Below are 22,318 nucleotides of genomic sequence, written 5' to 3'. Positions count from 1 at the left end.
CGACTAGTCGAGCAATTGATCGTCGAGAATGTCGGTATCGGTGCCCACTGATTCCACGCGCAGCGCGACGGCGGTGACCAGGGCGTGGACCAGTCCGGTGAAGGCGGTGAGTGAGCGCAGCACGGTGAGGGAACCGGTTCCGACGTAGAAGGTGACATCCGCGATGCGAGCCAGCGGCGAGGACGCGTCATCGGTGAGGGCGATGGTGGTCGCGCCACGGCGGCGCGCCGCCTCGACCGCGCGCACGGTGTCACTGCTGTAACGCCGGATCGACACCGCGACGAGTGCGTCGCCGGGTTCGATATCGCGCAGTTCGTCGGTCAGCACCCGGGCGGTCGCCCCGAGCTGGCGGACCCGATGGCGCACCATCTGCAGCTGGTAGGTGGCGGCATAAGCGATCGCGAGGCAGCGCCGCAGCCCGATGACGTGCACGGTCGAGGCATGCGCCAGGGTCTCGACCGCCCGGTCCCAGTCGCCGCGATCGATCCGGGCGAAGGTCCGGGACATATTGTTCGTGTCGTATTCGGTTATCGCGGTGAAGAATTCGTCGTTGGAGCTCGGCGGCGGCGCATCGGCGGGTCTACGCACCAGATACGCCTCGGCGGCGAGTTGTCTGCGGCAAAGCTCGACCAGGCCGGGATAGCCGGGTAGGCCGAGCATGGTGGCGAAACGCACCAGCGAGGAACGGTGCACACCCGCGAGTTCGGCGCTCTGGCCGATGCTGCGGAATGCGGTTCCCTCCGGATCGTCCAATACCAGCCTGGCTATGCGCTGTTGGCCCTCGGCCAGTTCGGGTAGGCGCTGCTGTAGCACGGCGCGCAGTTCCTGATAGGTAGTGGGAGCGCTGTCCCGCACGGTGAGCCTCGCGATCATTCGGGTACTCGAACGATAGGCCGTCACCATAACTGACGGCCCGTCTGGTTCTAGTGCCCACGGGCAATCACGTTCAACCCACAGGTTTCTACCAGTTTTCGGGAGCTATGCGAATGGGTCCCCTTGCCATGAGATCAGGTTCCGCATCCGGAGCCCGGACCACACCCGCGCGCCTACGAAGACCACGGGTTGGGTCCGCTATCCGGATCGAGGCTGTTGAAGTTGGCCAGACGCCGGTTCGACCGTTGCAACTCTTGAAGAAGACCCGCGTCGTTCTGATTGTGGTAGTAGTTCGTGGCCGCATTCTGGTGCTGGAGCGCCAGTTGCCGTCCGATGTGTTGGCGAGTATCGCGCCCGACGTTGCGCCATTCGTCCGGGGTGATGGCTCTGAGCTGATGTTCGTTGCTGTTCATGACCCGCTGCGCGAACTGGTGATCTACCACGTTCGGGTTCATCGGTGCGGTGGAGTGCCGCACGAAGTTGTCCGCGGCGACCACGGCCTGCCCCGCGAATGCCGGGAGCGCAGCGGCGTCTTGGTGGTTTTCCACCGCGTACCCCGCGGCGAGCGCCTTCTGTAGGGGCGCGAAGCCGTTCGGGTTGTAGTCTTTCATGCTGGCCTTCTGGACGGCCAACGCGCGCTGGGCATCGATGACCTGCTGATCGGTCGCACCCATCGCCAGCATAACCGGAGCGATCATCGAGTCCGGGACCTTGCTGTCGCCCAGACCATCCAGAACATTTTGGACACCGAGAGCGGACCTGATTCCGCCATCGATTCCGTCCAACCGCCCGGCGGCCTTGACCCGCCAGTTCCCGCGGGCAGCGTGGTTGTACTCCTGCAATTGCCGCGCCATCGGCGAGGCGGCGATGTTGTTGAGATCCATCCGCTTCTTCCTGCGCGACAGCGGGTTCAACGGGCCCACCGTGGCCCCGAGGAGCCACGCGGTCGCGGGCGAGGAATTGATCGTGTTCAGCATGCCCATCCCGGACATCAGCCCGCCGTGCAGCGAACCACCGGCCCGAGCATCACCCATGCCGAGTGCCGATCCCCCGCCACCTGCACCGCCGGGGCGCGCACCAGACCCCTGCACGGCGAGCGCGAACCGGTTGGCGATCCAGTCATTGCCCCGGCTGAGGCTGCGGCTCAGGCGTTTGAGCTGGGAGATGGCGACGATCTCGACGGTGCCCGCGATGACGATCACCGCCATGGTCTGCCCCTTCGCCTGCGCGAATAGATTGCCCATGAACAGCACGTAGATGCCGAGGAAGATGGTGTAGGCGGTCATCCGGCCAGCGGCGACAATGCCGTCGACGAGATTGCGGACCAGAAAGGTCTGCGTCGGTCCGTAGATGAATCCGCCTGCGGCGAAACCGAATATCGACATGAAACCGTGGTAGATCGTGTCCAGCGCGGCCTTGATGACCCTGATGCCGAGCACCACCGCGAAGACCAACAGGATGCCGCCGCAGATCAACAGCATCAGCCCGGTACCGACCTGCCCCATGGACGGATTCTGGGCCTTGGCGTAGGCAGCGGAATCACCGCAGCCCTGCATGCCCTTGCGGACCCGTTCGTCGTCACCCGCGGTCATCCCCGCGGACCAGACCGACCGACACGCCGGTTGCTCGTCGACCACATGCCCGAAATTCCATACCTGCACCGGACGGCGGGCGAAGTTGTCCGCCAGGTCGCGCTGCATGGTCGTCACCAGTTGGTTCGGATTCGGGTTGTTGTTGCCGTTCAGTCCGGCGGCCACCGAGAGTCCCAAATCCCTTCCCTTGGCGAGCAATCCGTCCGAGGACAGCACATCGCCGAGCGGCTCGGCCAGGAATACCGGCCCGAGCACCGCGACCCCGAGCATCGTGGCGATCTGCAGCACCGCCTTGGCGTGATAGCCACGCAACCAGAACCAGGCGACGCAGAACGCGCCGATCGTCGCGGCGGTGATCAGCAGCATCGGCGTCGCGATCTGACCGGTCAGCCGGTCCGCGACGCCGGTCAATGCCGAGCCGAACATGTTGAGCCACTGGAAGCTCAGCGCATTGCCGATCAACCAGATCGCGGTCGTCACGATGGCGATATAGCCGATGAATTCGAAGCCGAGGATCGCCCACAGGATGGTCGAGCCCGGGTCGAGCACCCCGCCGTGGTCGGTCGCGAAGGCGTAGTTCGCCAGCGGCACCCCGTACGAGTCTCGGATATGCATCCAGCTCAGGCCGTCGATTTCGGAGACACCGCTGCCGGTCGCCGCGGCCAGATATTGCGCATTGGCCACCGCGCCGACGAGCCCGGGAAAGACAAATAGGACGAAGGTGACGGCCAGCACCCAGCCGACGCGCCGCCGCCAACGAATTGCATGGGACATGACAGGGCGCGGACAGCAGCCCTTCGGATCCTCGGATCCCCACCTCGGCCGGACCGGCCGCCTCTTCGACCGTCTGGCCATACCCCTCAGCATGACGCAACTATTGTTGCGTGGCAACACTTTTAAGAAACCGATTGTTCATCTACCGTCCACTTGGCCAGGGAACGGGTGACATCATCCGAGATCGTCTCGACGCCGGTTCCACAGGCGCCCAAGGATTTCCGCTCTTGGAGCACGCGCGCCACTAATGCGGGATCCGCTGGGATTCCGCGCGTCGCTGCCATCGACCGACGATGGCGTGGTATGGCTCGGCACTCAGGGCGTAGCGGGCAAACCCTTCGACGTCGTCGGTGCCAGGAACTCGACGCGGGCCGATGCGACGTAGTTGTTGCGCTGCTCCAGGAAATTCCGAAGATGTGGCTGCCGCTGGTGTTCCTCGAATGCGTCACGGTCGCGATACACCTCGTAGATGACACGCGACAGCGGTTCGCCCTCGACGGTATGTGCCACGTACAGCACTGTGTGCGGCTCGTGTTCGGCAATGGCCGCCACGGTGTCGGCGACAAGGCGATCGAAAGCGGCTGCATCAGCTGCGGTGTGGAGATACAACTTCACTACCAGCGCATACATATCGTTACGGTACCGGAACGGGCGCCGGATCCGATGTGGCTCTTCGAACGCCGTTTCCCCTTCAGCGCCAACACATCCGGCCGCGCAGGCATGGTCTGATGAAGGTCAGGGCTGGCGGGAGAGAACGGCGACGTCGTTGCCCAGACCGAGCAGAATTTCGGCATCCGGGCCCACAGCGACGAGCGGCTGCGGACTCGGGCAGTTGATGACCGTCGTGGCGGACATGGTTGTGAGGTCCCATATCCGCACTGTGCTGTCGTGGCTCGCAGTGACGGCCACCGGGCGACCGTCGAGGCTGGTGCAGGCCACCGCACTCACCGACTGGGTGTGCCCGGTCAAGACCGCGCGCTCGACACCGGCGCCCAGATCCCACACCCGGACCGTCCGGTCATGACCGGTAGTGACAGCGCACGGTTGACCGTCAATGCTGGTGCAGGCCACCGCATTTACCGACTGCGTGTGTCCGGTCAGCACGACCCGTTCTCCAGTGCCCAGATCCCACAGCCCAACCGTCCTGTCGTGACTTGTGGTGACGGCCACCGGGTGACCGTGGACGCTGGTGCACGCCACCGCACTCACCGAATGGGTATGGCCGATCAGGACCGCGCGCTCGACACCGGTACGCAAATCCCACACCCGCGCTGTCCTATCGCGGCTGGTTGTGACGGCCACCGGGCGACCGTCGAGACTGGTGCACGCCACCGCACTCACCCAGTGGGTGTGACCGATCAGTACCGCGCGCTCGACACCCGTACGCAAATCCCATACGCGCACCGTGTCGTCACGGCTCGTAGTAACGGCCACCGGGCAACCATCGACGCTGCTGCACGCGACGGCACTCACCCAGTGGGCGTGACCGGTGAGAACTGCGCGCTCGACCCCGGTGCCCAAATCCCATACCCGTACCGTCCTGTCGCGGCTGGTCGTGACAGCGACTGTCGATCCTGAAAGGGATTCGATGGCCGCGCCGACCACCCAGTTGGTGTGGCCGGTTATCTGCCGCTCATATCGCGAGGCGTCGAGCTCCCAGACCCGCACCGTTTTGTCCCAGCTGGTGGTGACAGCCACCGGGCGACCGCCAATGCTGGTGCACGCCACCGAACTCACCCAATTCGTGTGACCGGTCAGTGCCGTGCGCTCGGTACCGGTACCCAGATCCCACACCCGCACCGAGTAGTCGTAGCTGGTGGTGACGGCCACCGGGCGACCGTCGACACTGGTACAGACAACGGCACTCGCCCAGTTGGTGTGTCCGGTGAGAACGGCGTATTCGGCGCCGGTACGCAAATCCCACACCCGCACGGTGTTGTCATTGGCGGTGGTGATAGCCACCGGGCGACCGTCGATACTGGTGCAAGCCACCGCACTCACCCAGTCGGTGTGACCGGTCAGGACCGCGCGCTCGGCACCCGTGTCCAAATCCCACACCCGCACCGTCCTGTCCCGGCCTGCGGTGACGGCGACGGCGTGGTCGTCGATATTCGCGCAGGCCACGGCAGTCACCGAATTGGTATGGCCGCTGAGGACAAAGCGCTCGGCACCGGTATTCAAATCCCACACCCGCACCGTGTTGTCGTGACTGGTGGTGACTGCGACGGGTTGGTCTTCGATATTCGCGCAGGCCACGGCGGTCACCGAATTGGTATGGCCGCTGAGCACGGCTCCTTCGGCACCTGTGCTCAAATCCCAGACGCGCGCTGTGTTGTCGTGACTGGTGGCGACAACGACGGGGCACCCGTCAATGCTGGTGCAGGCCACCGCATTCACCCAGTCGGTGTGTCCGGTCAGGACCGTGCGCTCGATACCGGTGCCCAAATCCCACACCCGCACCGCGTTATCGCGGCCCCCGGTGACGGCGACGGCGTGGCCATCGATACTCGTGCAGGCCACCGCGGTCACCACGTCCGTATGGCCGGTGATAGTCGCGCGGAGGGCGGAGTGGGTGAGGTTGCCGGTGGCCCATCGGCACGGCCAGGTCAGCGTGCGGTTGAGTTGGCGCTGTTGGGCAGTGGCATGGAAGCGGGCGGCGTCGATGGCCAGGATCTGGCGGCGCCGAGCCGGGGACAGCGTGCGGTGGTGGGCGGCGGAGCAACGGTAAATGGCGCGGGTGAGGCGTGCGGTGTCGGTGGTTACGGTGTGCAGGGCGGCCAACAAGGTGGCCGGTTCAGCGTGCACGAGGTAATCCATGTCGGTGATCAGCACATCGACCAGTCCCGCCTGTGCGGCATGAGTGGCCAGGTGACGCAGGGTATAGGGATGCGCCCGTGACCAGTCCCGGTGGCCATCGGCGGTGATCGGGACACGGTGGCACAGGACATCGACGAAGCGGGCGTGAACGGTGTCAGGATCGAGGTTGTCGGTGAGGTGCTCAGCGAGGGCTTGGTGGTACAGGCGGTAGGCGGAACGACCGGCTTCGATGGCTTCGACGACGTAGGAGCTGGCATGGCGGCGCAACCACATCAGATCATGATCGCTGTAGCTCGTCCCGGCGATGCGGGAAGCCAGTGGCGCCCACAGGTCTTCCCACGGTAAACCCTGCCCTTGCGCGAAGGCCAAGGGACGCAATAGATCTCGTGCACGATCCGCCTCCTCACGCAGGCGGGATCGCAGATCGTGGTGCATGGCATCGCCCGCAACGGCGGGCAGGCTGCTCCGCCAGGCATGATCGGCCGGATCGGGAATCTCGGGATCCGCGGACAGAGTGGCCGCCACAATGCGGGCGACCAGGAACGAGGTATCGGCTTGTTCGGCGACCGCGTCGGCGACCGCATGGATCACCTCCGGTTCCTGGCTTGGGTAGACAGTGTCGGGGTCGGCTTCCAGCAGGCCACGCACCGTATATGTGGTCAATGCCGGGCGGTCGGCGTAACGGGGGGCGTCCAGATCGATCGCGCGGTCTCGGCCGGTACCGAGGTTGCCGAGCAGATACGGCCGGGTGCCGATCAGCAAGCGCAAATGAGCACCGGCGTGGTCGATCAACGGCCGCAACAGCTTTCGCGTCAACCGGTCGGAGTCGGCGGCCTCGTCGACCGCATCGATGAGCACCGTCAATACCCGCGCCCGCCCCGCCAATGCCTCGATGAGTTCACCGACGGTGGCGCAGGAGAGATGCGCGGCCGCGGCGATTCCGTCGCGCACTTCATCCACGGTGAGGTTCTGGGCGTAGATCGCCACGTCCACCGCGCCTGTCGGTGGGATCGCGTGCGCTGGAAGGCCGAGTGCGTGGATTGGTACGGTGCGCCAGTAGTCGGGGTGGGTCAGTGTGGTGATCAACCCCAGCACCGCCGTCTTTCCCGAGCCAGGGTCCCCGGTGACCGCCAGCAACGGGAGAGCCGGGTCGGGGTTGTCGAGCCAGCGGGTGATGTCGGTGAGGGCGGCGTGGCGTCCGCAGAACCACCAGCCTTTGTTGTCATAGTTGCCCATCGCGCGTACCAGCAGTCGGGTGCGGAATTCGATATCGCGGCGCTTGGCATGGGTTTCCCATGCGCTGGCCTGCTGCAAGGCCAGGTCGACCGCGGTCAACTGCGGGTCACGACGTGGGTTCGGGAGAAAAGGTGGGATCTGCCCGCCAACGCGCACCTGGGTCCATTCGATATCTTGACCGGGTGTGCGATTGGGGTCCTCGCCGATCGCGGTGATCAGCGCGTCGAGTGGGAGTGTTTCGTGCCCGTAGCCCGCGACCGCCAGTGACTTGACCGCGGTCTGGAACAGCTGTGGAAAGACACCGGCTTGTGCCAACTGCGAGGGTTGGGCGGAACTGAACACCACAACTCCGGTTCCGCTGTCCTCACGCCAGTGGTTCGTGAACCGCGTCAGCACCGCCGCAGCGAAGTCCGCACCGCCCTGACCGGAGAAACAGGTGTCGAGCATCAGCAGCAGGCGCCGTACCGCGGTGCCGAACAGCATCTGCCGCGCCAGGTCCGCGGTAGGCACCGCTGCCTCGATGTCGTCGGGGTCGGTATCCGAGGTCACGAGCACATGCTCGCCGGTGGCGTCCAGGCGTTCACCGTGGCCGGTGAAATACAGTGCGACCACGTCATCACCGCGCCGATCCGGTGACTTGCAGAAATTCCGCAAAGCCTTCAGCAACTGGGTAGAGGTGGGGTTCATCCCGAGCGTATCGACCAGGGTGTAGCCGAATTGTTCGGTGAACAAGGCGATCATCTGCGCCCGCGCGTCTTCCAACCCGGGCCGATCCCAGCCCGGTCCCTGGGTATGCGCGGCGACCGCGGTCGCGATCAGAAACCGCCGCGGTCCCCCGTCCCTGCGGTGGTCAGTGCGCACGTAGACCGTCCGCGATCGCCCGGCCGGTCAGCGCGTCGGTCAGATATGGAACGGCACTATGAGCATGAACGCCATTGTGCACCAAGCTATCCCACACGCGTTGTGCGAACCCGTCACCGAACCGACCATCGAGCCGCTTCACCAACGCGACGATATCGCCGCCGTCGGAGATATTGGTCCACACCAGCCCAGGGCCTCCTGGCCACGAGGCGATACCGTCGACCGGGCACGGTTCGAGACGATCGAAGATCAGGTTCGGGATACCCAACGGAGAACCGATCGTCACCAGCGCACGCACCGAATGATCCGGCGATGAGCACAGCGTTTCGTAGGCCACCACGGAACCCAGCGAATGCGCCACCACCACCGCGGTATCCTCGGTGATCACCGCCCGCACTCGGCCCCGGATCTGTTCGCGCAGTGGGGGTTCGAACAGGTACCGGCGCACCTGCTTCAGATCCCGGATCAGCACCCGCACCGCCAGTCCGGCGAAGAATTTCGACCGCGACAACTGGTGCAGGATGGCCTGCACCGGCACCGGAGTCCGCGCCAAACTGGTGTCCCCGGGCATTCGTACCGCCGCATCGACCTCCGCCGCCGCCTGCCACCAATGAACCAGCAGTTCCTGCTCCCACTCCGGGTCGACATCCCCGGGCCCGAACCACGGCTCGCCCACCGACAAGAACTGCCCCGGCGGCCGGAACAGATCACCGTAGAACCCCGCCGCCACCTCAGCCCGCGTCAACGGTGCCGTACCGGCCAGCGACAACCCGCTGTTCAATGCGGGCAACCACTCCGTCAGCATCAGCTCCGCACCCGAAACCTGTGCCCCGATCCCGTGCACACACACCACCGGCGCCACCCGAGCCCCCCTTCTCCGAACCAACTTACGGTCGAGAACCCATTGTCAGAATATCGCGCTTCAGGATGTGTCGGACCCTGCGTGTCACAAGAGAATTCACGAACAGAGCGGTCCGCGTACCCGATCCGAATACGCGAACAACCACCCATGTAACGGCCCGCCAAGTGGTCGAATACGGCGAGCTGGCGTTCGGCGATTCAGGTGCGCGTCGGCGCTGCTCCCACTGGCGGGAGCAGCGCCGATTCACCTCGCCGGAAACGATCAGCAGCGCTGATCGACCGGCGTTTTCATGGGTGCGCCGAACCAGGCGGACAGTGCTTCGCGCAGCGCGGGCACGGCTGTGTCGATGGGTTCGTCGATGGTTGCGGCCCAGGCGAGGTGAGCGTCGGGGCGAATCAGCAGGGCGTCGGCTGGACGGTAATCGGTTTCGGCAGTGTGGATTTCGATGCGATGCTGCCAGTCTCGAGCGATCTCGCGCAGCTCCGGTCGGTCGGCGAGGACGAGCAGGATGGGTCGTGCGGTGTGCATGAGTTCCGCGACACTGGCTGTGCCCCGCTCGGTGCGCAGCGCGAGGTCGGGCGCGAAGGTGCCGGTCAAGGCGTGTTCGTTGGGGTTGGGGAGCGGGTAGCGGATGTCGGTGCCCGCGATGAGGGCGCCGACGCGCCGCAATGGCTGCTCGTCGAGGAGCAGTTCCTGGAAGACCGTCCGAAGTGCTTCGGCGGCCGGGTCTTGCCCCCGACGCAATGCCACCTGCGCCCGAGTGTGCAGCAGTGTCCGCGCGCCAGCGAAGTGACGTTCGTCGTGGTAGGTGTCGAGCAGACCCTGCGGTGCCCAGCCCTCGATGTCGGCGGCCAGTTTCCAGGCCAGGTTGACCGTGTCGAGCATGCCCGCGTTGATCGCCACACCCGTGGCGGGGAACAGGTGGGCCGCATCACCGGCCAGCAGAATCCGCCCGGCGCGGTACCGTTCGGCCAACCGATCCTTGAAGGTGAAGCGCGACAACCGAATCGGTTCTCCCAGTGGTAGATCCGCGCCGAGCACGCGGCGGACGCTGTCCTGGAACTCGGACAGGGTCATCGGTTCGTCGTCGTCGTATTCGGTGGACTCCTCCTCGGCGGTGAAAAGACCGAGCAGTCCGGGAGTGGTCGACCCGTTCGCGAACATACCGCGCTCTGTTCGCGTGAATCCCGCACGGATCCTGCCGAATCCCGGCACCTCGAGGTCGCCGTTGTCGAGCACGGTCACCGAATCGTGCACGGCGACCTGAACCAGCCGGTTGACCTCCGGATATGTGGTACCGGGAAATGCGATGCCCGCCATATCGCGGATCCTGCTGCGTCCGCCGTCGCAGCCCACCAGGTACCGGGCGCTCACCTGGTACGACCCGTCCGGCCCGCGCACCTGCGCGGTCACCGTGGCGTCGTCCTGGCTCACCCCGACCACCTCATGTCCGCGACGGATGTCCGCCCCGAGTTCGCGGACCCGTTCGTCGAGCACACGCTCGAGTCGATGCTGTGCCAGTGGCAGCGCGTGCAGCGGCGGATCCGGCAGCTGCGTCAAGTCCACGTGCACACCGCCGAACGGAAAGCGGGGAGCCGGAATCGGATCGGTGGTGGCCGCTTCGCAGCGTTCCAGCAGGCCGCGATAGCGCAGAATTTCCAGGATCTGCCCGCCGATACCACCGGCTTTCGGGATATTTCGGGGCTGCGGCTTGCGCTCCAATACCAGCGGCCACATCCCGGCCAGTCGCAACTCGGCGGCCAGCATCAGCCCGGTCGGGCCCGCACCCACGATGATCACATCGGTGTCGGTCACATGCATTCGGTTACTTCCCATCTCCGCAGGTCTGGCCTCGGCCAGCGATTCTGCGGCACGACCCGGGTCTTGTCGCAAGTCCCCTGGTGCGTTATACGTTGAGAAGGGAAAGCTGCGGTGCGACAAGTTCGCCGCAGCGCGCGGTACTCGGCGAGCCTGGTTGCCCGCCGCCAAAAGGACGGGCTGACCTCGTTCTTCCGGTACGAGGCCGAACGCGCCGGAGCTGCTCGCCCGAGAGCTGACCCTCGTATTCGACGGGGCCAGCGCGCGGTTGGTCGTGCAAGCGCGAGATCTCCACGGGTTGGCTGTCGCGACCGCCCGCACGCTCCTCGACGCCGCCGGGGTCGGCGCTTGCGCCAGTTAGCGGCACCAGATCGGGAGGCACCGAAGTACCGGATGCGCGCTTCGAGCATCAATGAAAAACGGCCCGGAACATTTGTGTTCCGGGCCGTTTCCCTAGTAGCGGGGACAGGATTTGAACCTGCGACCTCTGGGTTATGAGCCCAGCGAGCTACCGAGCTGCTCCACCCCGCGTCGGTAAACACAACATTACACACGTCTACGCACGGAAGGCAAATCGCTTATCTTCCAGGTGGTTTGCACTGGTCAGCGCGCCGGACGCCGGGAGACGCCAGGTGGGGTGAGTTGGCACACAGACGCCTTCGGAGACGGTGGCGGGCATGCACCGAAGCCACTCGACCGCACCCGAGCGAATCCAGTGACGAAAGCCGTTCAGAACGCAACAGGCCGGTCATTCAATGGCTTCAAACGTGACCTGAGCCACTATTTCATAGTGATCCCGAACACATAACGATGCTATAACCGACCGTCCGGAATCCATTCTCGGGGCATTGGCGACCTGCGCAAATACCGATATACAGGTTATTCGCATCACGCAATGGCGAAGTTATCAAGATGTGATCTGCCGAGATTTCTTCGTTACCGTCGAGCCACGGCCCGGATCAAACGTGATGGGCTCGAACTCGAACCGCCGAACACCGGCGACCCTGTCCCGCGGTTCGAGGATCCCCGACACACCTGGGGGCAGGGACTCGGCATTTTGCATTACCGGGGGCGGTGGGCGCAGGGAGGGAATACAACATGTCGAAGCACCGAAAGCTCAGCACCCGCGCCCTCGGCTATGCCGCTGTCACCGGCGCAATCGTTGCCGTCCCGTTCGGTCTTTCCACCGGCACCGCGGCCGCCGCCCCGGCCCACAATTGGGACGGCGTCGCGCAGTGCGAAAGCGGTGGCAACTGGGGTATCAACACCGGCAATGGCTACTACGGCGGTCTGCAGTTCTCGCAGAGCACCTGGGCGGCCAACGGTGGCCACGGTTCCGCCAATAGCGCCAGCAAGGAAGAGCAGATCCGGGTGGCCGAGAATGTGCTCGCCACCCAGGGTGCGGGCGCCTGGCCGGTCTGCGGTCAGTACCTGCGCGCCGGTGAGTCCGAGCCGAGCCCTGCCCCGGCCGTTGTCGAGCCGGAGCCCGCCGCCCCCGAGGCTGCCCCCGCCCCGGTCTCCAGTGTCAAGTCCGCCATCGAGCAGGCCAAGTCCGCGGGCTACCAGCTGGCCAAGCAGAACGGCCTGGAGGGCCAGTACCAGCAGCTGCTGGACCAGAACGGTGCACTGATCGACTCGTTCGGTCGCTGACGTAGGAATCCGACGTCCCTCGGCAACGGCGCCGAGGTCGATGTCGGTTCGACGTCGACGAGAACGGCCCCGCCACCCGAAACCGGGTGACGGGGCCGTTCTCGTCGGATCAGCGACCGGCGTCCTGATACGCCTTCACCGCGGCGTCCAGTTCCTCCAGCGCCTTGCCGAAGTCCTGGAAGTTGCCGGACTTCATGGCATTTCGCACATTCTCGATCTTCTTGCTCAGCTCGGCGGCCGCGGCATCCTTGGCGCCGGACCCGGTCGCGGGCGGCGGTGTGGTGCCCTGTGTCGGCGGTGTCGTGCCCTGCGTCGGCGGCGTGGCGCCGTGATCGGTCGGTGGCGTGGTACCCGGTTTCGGCCTGCTCGCCGGATCACCGCCGAACGGCGTGGCCAGCGAGCCCGTTCCGGGCAGCACCTGATTCAGCGCATCGGCAAGGGTGGAGGCGAAGCCGACCTTCACACTGCCCGCCACATCGCGATAGCTCACCAGCACCCGCAGCAGCTGCGGGAAGGTGGAGCTGCCCGCCCCGGTATTTCGCTCGTTGTAAAACGGCTCCACATAAAGGATTCCGCCGTCGGCGATCGGCAAGGTCAGCAGATTGCCATATCTGATCTTGTTCGAGTTCGACAGCAATGTTTTCTGACTGGAGACTTCCGGTGCCGTCGTCATACTGTTCTGCGTTTGCTGCGGACCCTGGGTCTGCGTATCGGTCGGCAATTGCAAGATCGTGAATTTGCCGTAGCCGTCCGGATCCGAGCGCACCGAAATATAGGCGGACAGGAACTGCCGGTTATAGCCGACCATCGCACTGGTCAGATTGAATACCGGCTTATTGTTCGCCGACGCATCGCCCAGCAGCACGTAGTACGGCGGCTGATTGAAGGTGCCGCCCTCGGTGGTCGGATCGCTCGGCACCGACCAGAAAGCGTTGTTGGTGAAGAACTCTCGCGGATTGTCCACGTGGTACTTGGTCAGCATTTCGCGCTGCACCTTGAACAGATCCTCGGGATAGCGGAAGTGCGCGCGCAGTTCCGGTGAGATCTCGCTCTGCGGCTTGACCGCGCCCGGGAACACACCGCGCCAGGCCTTCAGCACCGGGTCGGTCGGGTCCACCTCATAGAGGGTCACCGTGCCGTCGTAGGCGTCGACGGTGGCCTTCACCGAGTTGCGGATGTAGCTGACCTCCTTGCGCGGCAACAGCCTTCCGGTCTTCTTATCGATGCTGTCCTCGACGGCGCCCTCCAACGAGGTGGTCTGCGCGTACGGGTAGTCGTCCAGCGTGGTGTACGCGTCGACGATCCACTGGATCCGGCCGTTGACGACCGCCGGATAGGCGTTGCCATCGGTGGTCAGCCAGGGTGCCACCTTCTGCACCCGCTCGCGCGGGCTGCGGTTGAAGATGATCTTGGAGTTGTCCCCGATGGCCGAGGAGAACAACAGATTGCGCTCGGTGTACTTGGCCGCGAAGGCCAACCGGTTGAACCAGTTCCCGATCGACACGCCACCCTTGCCGCTATAGGTGAATTGCGCTGTGTCGGAATCGTATTCGCGCGGCTGCGAACCGTTCACGGCACCGACGATCGCGTAGTCCGGATTGGACTGCGAGATCAGCTCGCCGTAGTAGATGCGCGGCTGCTCTACCTTGATCTGCTGCTGGTCGGTCGAGTTGAACAGGTCGCTGACCAGGAAGATGGGGTAGCCGCTGTCGCTGCTGCCGCCGGTATTGGCGTTGGGGTCCTCGTACTGCGGCCGGTTGACCCGGTTGGCGGGCGCCGCGACGAAGCCGTTGCCGTGGGTGTAGACGGTGTGCTTGTTGATCCAGTCGGTCTGGTTACCGCTCAGTGCCGAGGGGTGCAGTTCGCGGGCGGCCACGATGTAGTCCTGGGTATCGCCGTTGAGCGTGTAGCGGTCGATATCCAGCGACTCCGGGAAGCCGTAGAAGTTCTTCAGCTGCTTGAGCTGAGTGAAGGTGGGCGACAAGATATTCGGGTCCAGCAGACGGGCATTGCCGATCGTCGCCGCATCGACCGGAACTTCCAGCGGGCTCTTCGAACTGTCGCCCTTGTAGTCCTTGTACTCGATCTTGTCCGAGGTGATGCCGAACGCCTGCCTGGTCGCGGCGATATTGCGTTCGATGTATTCGCTCTCTTTGTCGGCGGCGTTCGGGCGCACCGAGAACTGCTCGACCACCAGCGGCCATACCGCGCCGACCAGGACCGAGGAGAGCACGAGCAGTGCGGCCGCCATCGCGGGCACCCGCAGATCGCGCAGCACGATACCGGCGAAGAAGGCGATCGCGCAGATCACCGCGATGGACAGCAGGATCAGCTTCGCGGGCAGTACGGCGTTGATATCGGTGTAGGAACCACCGGTGAAGGTCGGCTCCTTACGACTGCTCGACAGCAGCTCGTAGCGGTCGAACCAGTAGGCAACCGCCTTGAGCAACACGAAGATTCCGGCGATCACCGCGAGCTGGATGCGCGCGGGCCTGGTCAGCGTGCCCTCCCTGCCGGTCAGGCGCAGGCCGCCGAAGACGTAGTGGGTCACCAGGCTGGCGAAGAATGCGATAACCACCGCGACGAACAGCCAGTTCAGCACCATCCGGTAGAACGGCAGGTCGAAGGCGTAGAACCCGACGTCGAGACCGAACTGCGGATCCTTCTGGCCGAACGAGTCGCCATTGAGGAACAGCTGCACGGTGACCCAATTCGACTGCGCCACCAGACCGGAGAGCACGCCGAGCACCAGCGGAATACCGATGCCGAACAGCTTGAGCCGACTCATCACGGTGGTGCGGTAGCGCGCGATCGGATCGTTCGGCCCCGCCACCGGCACGAATACCGGCCTGGTCCGGTAAGCCAGCAGCAATGCCAACCACACGACGAGACCGACGAACAGCGCGACAACGATGAACAACAGGATCCGCGTGCGCAATACGGTGAGATAGACGCTGCGGAAACCGACCTCGCCGAACCACAACCAGTTCGTATAGGTGTCGGTCAGCCGCGGTCCCAGCAGCAGCAGCGCCGCCAGGATGATGGCCGCCACCAGCAGCACTCGGCTGCGTCGGGACAACGAAGGTAAGCCGGTGGGGGGCCGCATGCCCACGATGCCACTCTCCAAGGTCCGGCGGCGCACGACCGATGTTCTCGGCCGTGACACCGCAGTCCGATGTTGCAGGTGGTCCAAAGCGGACCGTTTCGGCCCACTCTACGGAATCTGAGAGGGTACAGACCGGTGGGTTGCGATCGGTCTGCGATTGCGCACGCCGCGACCTGTCGATTCCGAGTGTTTGATTGGATATCGATGTGACCCCAGACCTGCACGCCGAACTCGTCCTCGCCCGTTCCGTCCGTGAAGTGGCGGAATTCGTCGATGCCGAGGGTTGGGGCAGACCGCCGCAGATGTTCGCGCTGGTGCCGACCGTCGATCTGGTCGCGGCCGAGCCCGGATTGCTCGATCAGCTCGATCAGGGCAGCGAGCTGACTCCCATTGCGCAGGAGTCTTTCCCGGAGGACATCACCGGCGGATCGATGGCGCTCGACGAATTCCTCGCGACCACCAGTTGGCCCGATGCGGTGAGCGGCTGCGTGCTCGTCCAGGAGATCGTCGTGCTGCCGCCGGATGCCGAGAGCACCCTCGACGATGCGCTCACCCCGCTGCTCGCCGATCACGAGGCCGCCGACGCCGCCGCACGCGCCGCGGCCGAGACGCATCCGGGACGGCGCACGGCTCGGCTGTTCGCCGCGGTACTGCGCACCGGCGCGGATCTGTGCCTGCTGCAGGTCAAGCCCGAGGACGATGTCGACGACTTCGGCGATCTCGACCTGCGCACCTATCCGAATCTGGCGCCGAACCTCATCGAGGCACTGCACCACACGATGGAGTGATCAGCCGCAGGAGACGGTCTCCCGACCGGCGTTGATGTCGTTGAGGGATTGCACTGCGCCGCTGAGGTTTTCGACCTTCACCAGGCGCAGGCCCTCCGGGGTGCGCTGTTTGGCCTCATTGCAATTCGCGGCCGGGACCAGGAAGGTCTCCGCACCGGCGTCGCGTGCGGCCATCATCTTGTACTGGATGCCGCCGATCGGGCCGACCTTGCCGTCCTGATCGATGGTTCCGGTACCCGCGACGAATTTGCCACCGTCCAGTTCACCCGGCGTGAGCTTGTCGATCAGCGCGAGACTGAACATGAGACCGGCCGACGGCCCACCGATATCGGCGAGATTGAACGAGACCTCCATGGGCGGGCGCGCACCCTCGGTCGGGGTCAGGCCGAGATACCCCTTGTTCGCATCGTCGGGGCGGGCGGCCAGGGTGATGGTCGCGGTGTTCTCGGTGTTCTCGCGCCGGTAGGTCACGGTGATCTGAGCGCCGGGCGCCTGCGAAGACACCGCGGCGACGACATCCTTGGGGGCGGTCATCGGTGCGCCGTTGATGCTGACCAGTTCGTCGCCCGCCTTCAGCGTCTCCTTGGCCGGGCCGTCGTCGGAGATCTTGCGCACCAGCACCACCGTCGGCAGGTTCAGCAGGTGCAGCGCCGCCACCTCGGCATTGCCCTCGGAATCCTTGAAGTCCTGCTGATTGGACTTATCGATCTCCTCGCGCGGGACGCCGGGTGGGTATACCTCGGCACGTGGGACAAGTCCGTGCTCACCGCTGACCCAGAACCCGAACGCCTCGAAGATATTGAGTCCGTCGCGGACCGAGACGGTCGTCATATTCAGATGCCCGGTCACCGGGTCCAGTTCGGCGCCGCGAACGTCGACGACCTGCTTGCCATCCACCGAGCCGAGGGTATTGAACGTGGGTCCCGGCCCGAGTGCGACGAAGGGCACAGTGAGCAGACTGCCCACCACACCGAGGACGAGCACCGGGATCAGGGCGGCCACCAGGGTCAGGATCCGACGATTCACCTGGACCACAGTAATGATCGCCGCCGCGCCGGGTCGTGCGAGGCGCATATTTTCCGGCGTACGCGCGCGGCGGATTTCGCGCCGCGCGAACATCGACCCCCTACACCGCGCGCGTAAGGTTTGGAGTATGAGTGACCTCCCCTTCGGATTCTCGAACCGCGATGACGACGACCGCAAGCGCGGCGACGAGCCGAGCGGTGCCGGGGCGAACGATCCGTTCGGCTTCGGCGGGGCAGGCGCGGGCGGTTTCGATCCGGCCCAGCTCGGTCAGATGCTCACCTCGCTCGGCCAGATGCTCAGTGGGATGGGTCAGCCCGGTACGGCGCAATCCGGTCCGGTCAACTACGACGTGGCCAAGCGATTGGCCCGCCAGCAGCTCGGCGCGAGTGTGACGCCGGTCTCCGATAGCACGGTCAAGGCCATTGCCGATGCCGCGCATCTGGCCGAACTGTGGCTGGACGGCGCGACCACGCTGCCCGCGGGCGCCACCAGAACCGCGGCCTGGACCGCCAACGATTGGATCGAGGAGACACTTCCGACCTGGAAGCGGCTGTGTGATCCGGTGGCCGAACAGATCTCCGGCATGTGGACCGCACAGTTGCCGGAGGAGGCGCGCGAGTTCGCCGGTCCCATGGTCGGCATGCTCGGGCAAATGGGCGGACTCGCCTTCGGCTCACAGCTCGGGCAGGCGCTCGGCCAACTCGCCAAGGAGGTGCTGACCTCCACCGATATCGGCCTGCCGCTCGGCCCGACCGGCACCGCCGCGCTGTTGCCCGCGGCCATCTCGGAGTTCAGCGCCGGACTCGAGCAGTCGGAGAGTGAGATCCTGGTCTTCCTCGCGGCCCGCGAGGCCGCCCACCAGCGCCTGTTCGGACATGTGCCGTGGCTGCGTCAGCAGGTGCTCGGCGCGGTCGAGGACTATGCGCGCGGCATCAAGATGGACTTCTCCGCACTCGAGTCGGCGGCCCAGAATATCGACCCGATGTCGCTGACCGATCCCTCGAAACTCGAGGAGATCCTGTCCCAGGGCGCATTCGAACCGCAGACCACCCCGGAACAGAAGCAGGCCCTGGAGCGGCTGGAGACGCTGCTGGCACTGATCGAGGGCTGGGTGCAGGTCGTGGTCACCGAGGCGATCGGTGATCGACTGCCTGGTGCCGGTGCGCTCGCCGAAACGCTGATCCGCCGCCGTGCTACCGGCGGTCCGGCGGAGCAGACCTTCGCCACGCTGGTCGGACTCGAGCTGCGGCCCCGCAAGCTGCGCGAGGCGGCGGCGCTGTGGCGGCGGCTCACCGCCGATGCGGGCATCGACGCCCGCGACGCTATCTGGGCGCATCCGGACCTGCTGCCGCACTCGAATGATCTGGACTCCCCTGCGGGCTTCATCGATTCTGTGATCGGCGGCGGCGTGGATGCCTTCGACGATCCGCTGGCCCAATTGGCCGAAACCGAGGCACGCGAAAAGGCCGAACGTGAGGCCGCCAAGGGCGACGGCGAATCTGGTCCGGATCTCGGCAAGGACACCGACGCGTCCTGAGACGTGTCCTGTTGATAAGCGCGAATTCCTGTGGACTACCGCGGGTTTCGCACTGATTCGCCGATGACCCGATCCGCATACTGCTGCCATGACGACGAGGCGGATGTGCGGGCCGATGCTGGCGCCGCGGGTGACGGTATTGGTGCGGTCGTCCGGGGTCGTGCAGTTGGGGTGGGATCCGGAGCGGGCGCTGCTACTGGATCGGACCGCGTTGGATACCGATACCGTGCTGGCATTCCTGCGACTGCTGGACGGCATGCACAGTCGCCCGCAGGTCATCTGGCGGGCCGGGGAATGTGGCATCGATCCCGAGGACGCGGCCGAACTGCTGAATCGCGTCGACGAAGCGGGGCTGCTGCTGCACCCGGATCCACGCCTTGGGCGGGTGCGTTCGGTGCGGGTGCACGGACTCGGGCCGCTCTCGGATGCGGTCGCGGCCGGGTTGCGGCGGCTCGGGCTGCGGCCGATCCGGTCACGTGGCTACCGCGCCGACAGTTCAGTGCTGGATTGGCACGGTGAACTCGTGGTACTGGCCGATTCGCTCGTCATCGAACCGCGCCTGGCCAATGAACTGGTGCTGCACGGGATCCCACATCTGCAGGTCCGGATTCGCGATGGCAACAAGGGCATCGTCGGGCCGCTGGTCTTCCCCGGTCTGACAAGCTGTCTGCGCTGCCTCGATCTGACCCGCTGCGAGTACGACCCGGAGTGGCCGCAGCTGGCGAGCCAATTGCTCGGCCGGGTCGGGCACGCCTCACCGGCCGGGATCCTGGCCACGGCGGCTTTGCTGCTCGGCGAACTCGAAGCGATCATGCACTGTTCCGCCGAGCGTCAGCTCGACACCATGAACACCACGATCGAACTCGAACTCGATACGCACCGGATCTCGCGCCGCGAGTGGCCACCGCACGATGGGTGCGGATGCCGCCGTATTTTCGCTGGTACCGGTCAATGAGAGTGTCGATTCTTACAGTTCACCAAGCAAAGACATCAAGATTGTCGTGGCGATCGCACGGGTCTGTCCGCCATGATGGGTTACGTGTCTGAGATCGTGCGCCGTCGCTCGTCCCGCAATGCCAAGTTAGCCAAGATTCCGCTGGGTATCGCCGGACGAGCCGCCGTCGGGTTCGGTAAGAAGCTCGCCGGTGGCGATAAGGGGGAGATCAACGCCCAGTTGAATCAAAAGGCCGCCGAGCAGTTGTTCACTGTGCTCGGGGAGCTCAAGGGCGGTGCGATGAAGTTCGGTCAGGCGCTGAGCGTCATGGAGGCCGCGGTACCCGAGGAATTCGGCGAGCACTATCGCGAGGCACTCACCAAATTGCAGGCGGCCGCGCCGCCGATGCCCGCCGCGACCGTGCACCGGGTCCTGGACCAGCAGCTCGGCACCCAGTGGCGGCAGCGTTTCAAATCCTTCGAGGACACCCCCGCCGCGTCAGCGAGCATCGGCCAGGTGCACAGGGCGGTGTGGTCGGACGGCCGGGCCGTGGCGGTGAAGGTGCAGTATCCGGGCGCCGACGAAGCGCTGCGCGCCGACCTCAAGACACTGTCGCGGATGACCGGTCTGATCAGCTCGGTGATTCCGGGCGCGGATGTGAAGCCGCTGCTCGCCGAGATCACCGAGCGCACCGAGGAGGAACTCGACTACCGCAATGAGGCCGCCAATCAGCGCGCCTTCGCCAAGGCCTTCGACGGACATCCGGAGATCGTGGTGCCGAAGGTGGTGGCCAGCGCCCCGAAGGTGATCGTGACCGAATGGCTGGACGGCACCCCGGTCTCACAGATCATCAAGCAGGGGGCCGAGGATCCGGAGGGCACCCGTGCGCTGCGCAATCGGGTCGCCGGATTGATGGGCAAATTCCACTTCTCCTCACCGGAGACCGTCGGCCTGCTGCATGCCGATCCGCATCCCGGCAACTTCATGATGCTGCCCGACGGCAAACTTGCCGTCATCGATTTCGGCGCCTGCGCGCCCATGCCGGACGGCTTCCCGGAGGTCCTCGGCCGGATGCTGGCCCTCGAACTCGACGAACGCTTCGATGAACTGGTCGAGCTCATGTACGACAACGGCTGGGTGATTCCGGGCCGGACCATTACCGATAAGGAGATCGCCGACTACCTGCGGCCGTTCACCGACCCGATCCAGACCGATTCGTTCCACTTCACCCGCAAGTGGATGCAGCGGGTGGCCGGTAAGGCCTCCGATATCGGCAGTCCGGATATGAAGACCGCGCGGGCACTGCAACTGCCCGCGCAGTACGTGATGATCTTCCGCGTGCTCGGCGGTTCGGTCGGCATCCTGGCCCAGCTCGATGCGGAACTGCCGTTCATGCAATTGGTGCGGGCCTGGATGCCGGGCTTCCGCGAGGAGCGCTCCGCGAGCTGAAAAGCCGAAAGCGATTGGCCCAGAACGCAAACGAGCCGCCCACCGGATCTCACGGTGAGCGGCTTGTTTGCTTTCTCGTTCCTGGGCCCCGCACGGAACGGCTTCGGCCGTATCCGGATAGGCCTCAGCGACCGGAGGGAGGGGAATCACTGATCTCATGCCGAGATCGCGACCTTGCGTGGACGTCCACGCGGGCGCTTGCGGGCGATCACGACACCCTGGTCGAAGATCTCACCGCCCCAGACACCCCACGGCTCGCGCCGATCCATGGCCGCGGTCAAGCAGCCCTTTCGGATGGGGCAAGACGCGCACAGCGCCTTGGCCTGCTCCAACTGGACCGGGCTCTCGGCGAACCACAGATCGGGATCTCCGGCTCGACAAGGCAGGACCTTTGTGACCTCCCGGGGGCGGGTGGGCCGTGCCACGGTTCGGCATGTCACGTCAGTAGCGGCTTGTGGCCTCTCTGCGGTGAACACGTCGTTCTCCTTCAGCTCGTTTGCAGCGGTACGTTTCGTTCGTTCCGCGAAACCGAGGCCGGTGGTGGCTGAAGGGCCGGTAAAAAATACTGGCCACGGTTTCGCTTCGGGCGATCCGTGGCCAGGAGGTCGGGGAGTGTTCCCTACCTAGTTCGACATCTGCGTCGAATCCTGATCACGGTCGCTGGGTGTGCGGTGCGGCGGAGGCGTGCTGCCCGCAGATCTGCCGGTGCATATCCGGCCTCAACTGCGAAGACGCCGACTTCTGCCGTGTGGGCAAATGCCGGGTGCCAGCCCGCGCTGGGCTTGTCCTGAATGACGACGCAAATCGGGGAATGCATGCTCATGGCTTTGCCGTGATCCCCGGATACGCCGACACCGGACAGACCGATCCCCTGCAAAGCAGCGAGGATCCCCCGGGAGACGGACATGACGGGTGCAGCATTCACCGCAACGCCATTGGCGCTGAAGTTCGTATTGCCATTCATCGGTCTGCCTCCCTCCTGTACTCGTGTCGGT

The 22,318-nt window shown here is 65.2% G+C and carries 15 protein-coding genes and 1 tRNA gene; 5 read left to right on the top strand and 11 right to left on the bottom strand.

Going from position 1 to position 22,318, the window contains the following annotated elements:
• Positions 1-3 precede the first annotated feature (3 nt).
• The 7 genes from NA5_RS10335 to NA5_RS10305 all read right to left on the bottom strand — a co-directional run bounded on the left by NA5_RS10335 (position 4) and on the right by NA5_RS10305 (position 11,364).
• Positions 4-873, bottom strand: a complete 870-nt coding sequence (locus NA5_RS10335; RefSeq protein WP_062984433.1) for a MurR/RpiR family transcriptional regulator — start codon at positions 871-873, stop codon at positions 4-6.
• Positions 874-1,046: 173 nt separating this feature from the next.
• Positions 1,047-3,239: a hypothetical protein gene (locus NA5_RS10330; RefSeq protein WP_062984431.1), complete on the bottom strand. Its 2,193-nt coding sequence runs from the start codon at positions 3,237-3,239 to the stop codon at positions 1,047-1,049.
• A gap of 315 nt (positions 3,240-3,554) precedes the next feature.
• On the bottom strand, positions 3,555-3,869 hold the full coding sequence (locus NA5_RS10325; protein ID WP_062984429.1) for a putative quinol monooxygenase: 315 nt from the start codon (positions 3,867-3,869) through the stop codon (positions 3,555-3,557).
• A 105-nt stretch (positions 3,870-3,974) separates the two neighbouring features.
• Positions 3,975-8,153 carry a caspase family protein gene (locus NA5_RS10320; protein ID WP_157110320.1) on the bottom strand — a complete coding sequence of 1,393 codons (4,179 nt, stop codon included), beginning with the start codon at positions 8,151-8,153 and terminating at the stop codon, positions 3,975-3,977.
• Positions 8,143-9,015, bottom strand: coding sequence for a hypothetical protein (locus NA5_RS10315; RefSeq protein WP_174555221.1), 873 nt, complete (start codon positions 9,013-9,015; stop codon positions 8,143-8,145). The genes NA5_RS10320 and NA5_RS10315 overlap by 11 nt, the downstream gene beginning before the upstream one ends.
• Positions 9,016-9,276: 261 nt before the next feature.
• Positions 9,277-10,851: an FAD-dependent monooxygenase gene (locus tag NA5_RS10310; protein WP_245672181.1), complete on the bottom strand. Its 1,575-nt coding sequence runs from the start codon at positions 10,849-10,851 to the stop codon at positions 9,277-9,279.
• 439 nt (positions 10,852-11,290) lie between these two features.
• Positions 11,291-11,364 (bottom strand) — tRNA-Met (locus NA5_RS10305).
• A gap of 567 nt (positions 11,365-11,931) precedes the next feature.
• On the opposite strand from NA5_RS10305, the gene NA5_RS10300 reads away from it, so the two are divergent.
• Positions 11,932-12,483 (top strand): transglycosylase family protein, encoded by a 552-nt coding sequence (locus tag NA5_RS10300; protein WP_062984427.1) that lies wholly within the window; start codon positions 11,932-11,934, stop codon positions 12,481-12,483.
• A 109-nt stretch (positions 12,484-12,592) separates the two neighbouring features.
• Here NA5_RS10300 and NA5_RS10295 read toward each other — a convergent pair whose 3' ends face one another.
• Positions 12,593-15,595, bottom strand: coding sequence for a UPF0182 family protein (locus tag NA5_RS10295; RefSeq protein ID WP_062984520.1), 3,003 nt, complete (start codon positions 15,593-15,595; stop codon positions 12,593-12,595).
• 200 nt (positions 15,596-15,795) lie between these two features.
• Here NA5_RS10295 and NA5_RS10290 point away from each other — a divergent pair, with 200 nt between their 5' ends.
• The gene (locus NA5_RS10290; protein WP_062984518.1) at positions 15,796-16,377 is read left to right on the top strand and encodes a PPA1309 family protein; all 582 of its coding nucleotides are present in this window, start codon (positions 15,796-15,798) and stop codon (positions 16,375-16,377) included.
• On the opposite strand, the gene NA5_RS10285 is transcribed toward NA5_RS10290, so the two are convergent.
• A complete protein-coding gene (locus tag NA5_RS10285; RefSeq protein ID WP_218020075.1) occupies positions 16,378-17,403 on the bottom strand; it encodes a YlbL family protein in 1,026 nt (341 codons plus the stop codon).
• A 127-nt stretch (positions 17,404-17,530) separates the two neighbouring features.
• Here NA5_RS10285 and NA5_RS10280 point away from each other — a divergent pair, with 127 nt between their 5' ends.
• The 3 genes from NA5_RS10280 (at position 17,531) to NA5_RS10270 (ending at position 21,323) form a co-directional block, all read left to right on the top strand.
• Positions 17,531-18,940 carry a zinc-dependent metalloprotease gene (locus NA5_RS10280; RefSeq protein ID WP_062984425.1) on the top strand — a complete coding sequence of 470 codons (1,410 nt, stop codon included), beginning with the start codon at positions 17,531-17,533 and terminating at the stop codon, positions 18,938-18,940.
• Positions 18,941-19,028: 88 nt separating this feature from the next.
• Positions 19,029-19,895 carry a hypothetical protein gene (locus NA5_RS10275; protein WP_062984424.1) on the top strand — a complete coding sequence of 289 codons (867 nt, stop codon included), beginning with the start codon at positions 19,029-19,031 and terminating at the stop codon, positions 19,893-19,895.
• Positions 19,896-19,970: 75 nt separating this feature from the next.
• Positions 19,971-21,323: an ABC1 kinase family protein gene (locus tag NA5_RS10270; protein ID WP_371856390.1), complete on the top strand. Its 1,353-nt coding sequence runs from the start codon at positions 19,971-19,973 to the stop codon at positions 21,321-21,323.
• Between the two features lie 155 nt (positions 21,324-21,478).
• Here NA5_RS10270 and NA5_RS10265 read toward each other — a convergent pair whose 3' ends face one another.
• Complete coding sequence (locus NA5_RS10265) at positions 21,479-21,799, bottom strand: WhiB family transcriptional regulator (protein WP_084484010.1); 321 nt, start codon at positions 21,797-21,799, stop codon at positions 21,479-21,481.
• Between the two features lie 143 nt (positions 21,800-21,942).
• A complete protein-coding gene (locus NA5_RS40255) occupies positions 21,943-22,287 on the bottom strand; it encodes a hypothetical protein (RefSeq protein WP_157110319.1) in 345 nt (114 codons plus the stop codon).
• Positions 22,288-22,318: the final 31 nt, after the last annotated feature.

It is taken from the genome of Nocardia anaemiae NBRC 100462 (assembly GCF_001612725.1).
Taxonomy (GTDB): domain Bacteria; phylum Actinomycetota; class Actinomycetes; order Mycobacteriales; family Mycobacteriaceae; genus Nocardia; species Nocardia anaemiae.
Note: the sequence above shows the minus strand (reverse complement) of the source record. Positions and strands in the feature narration are given on the sequence as shown.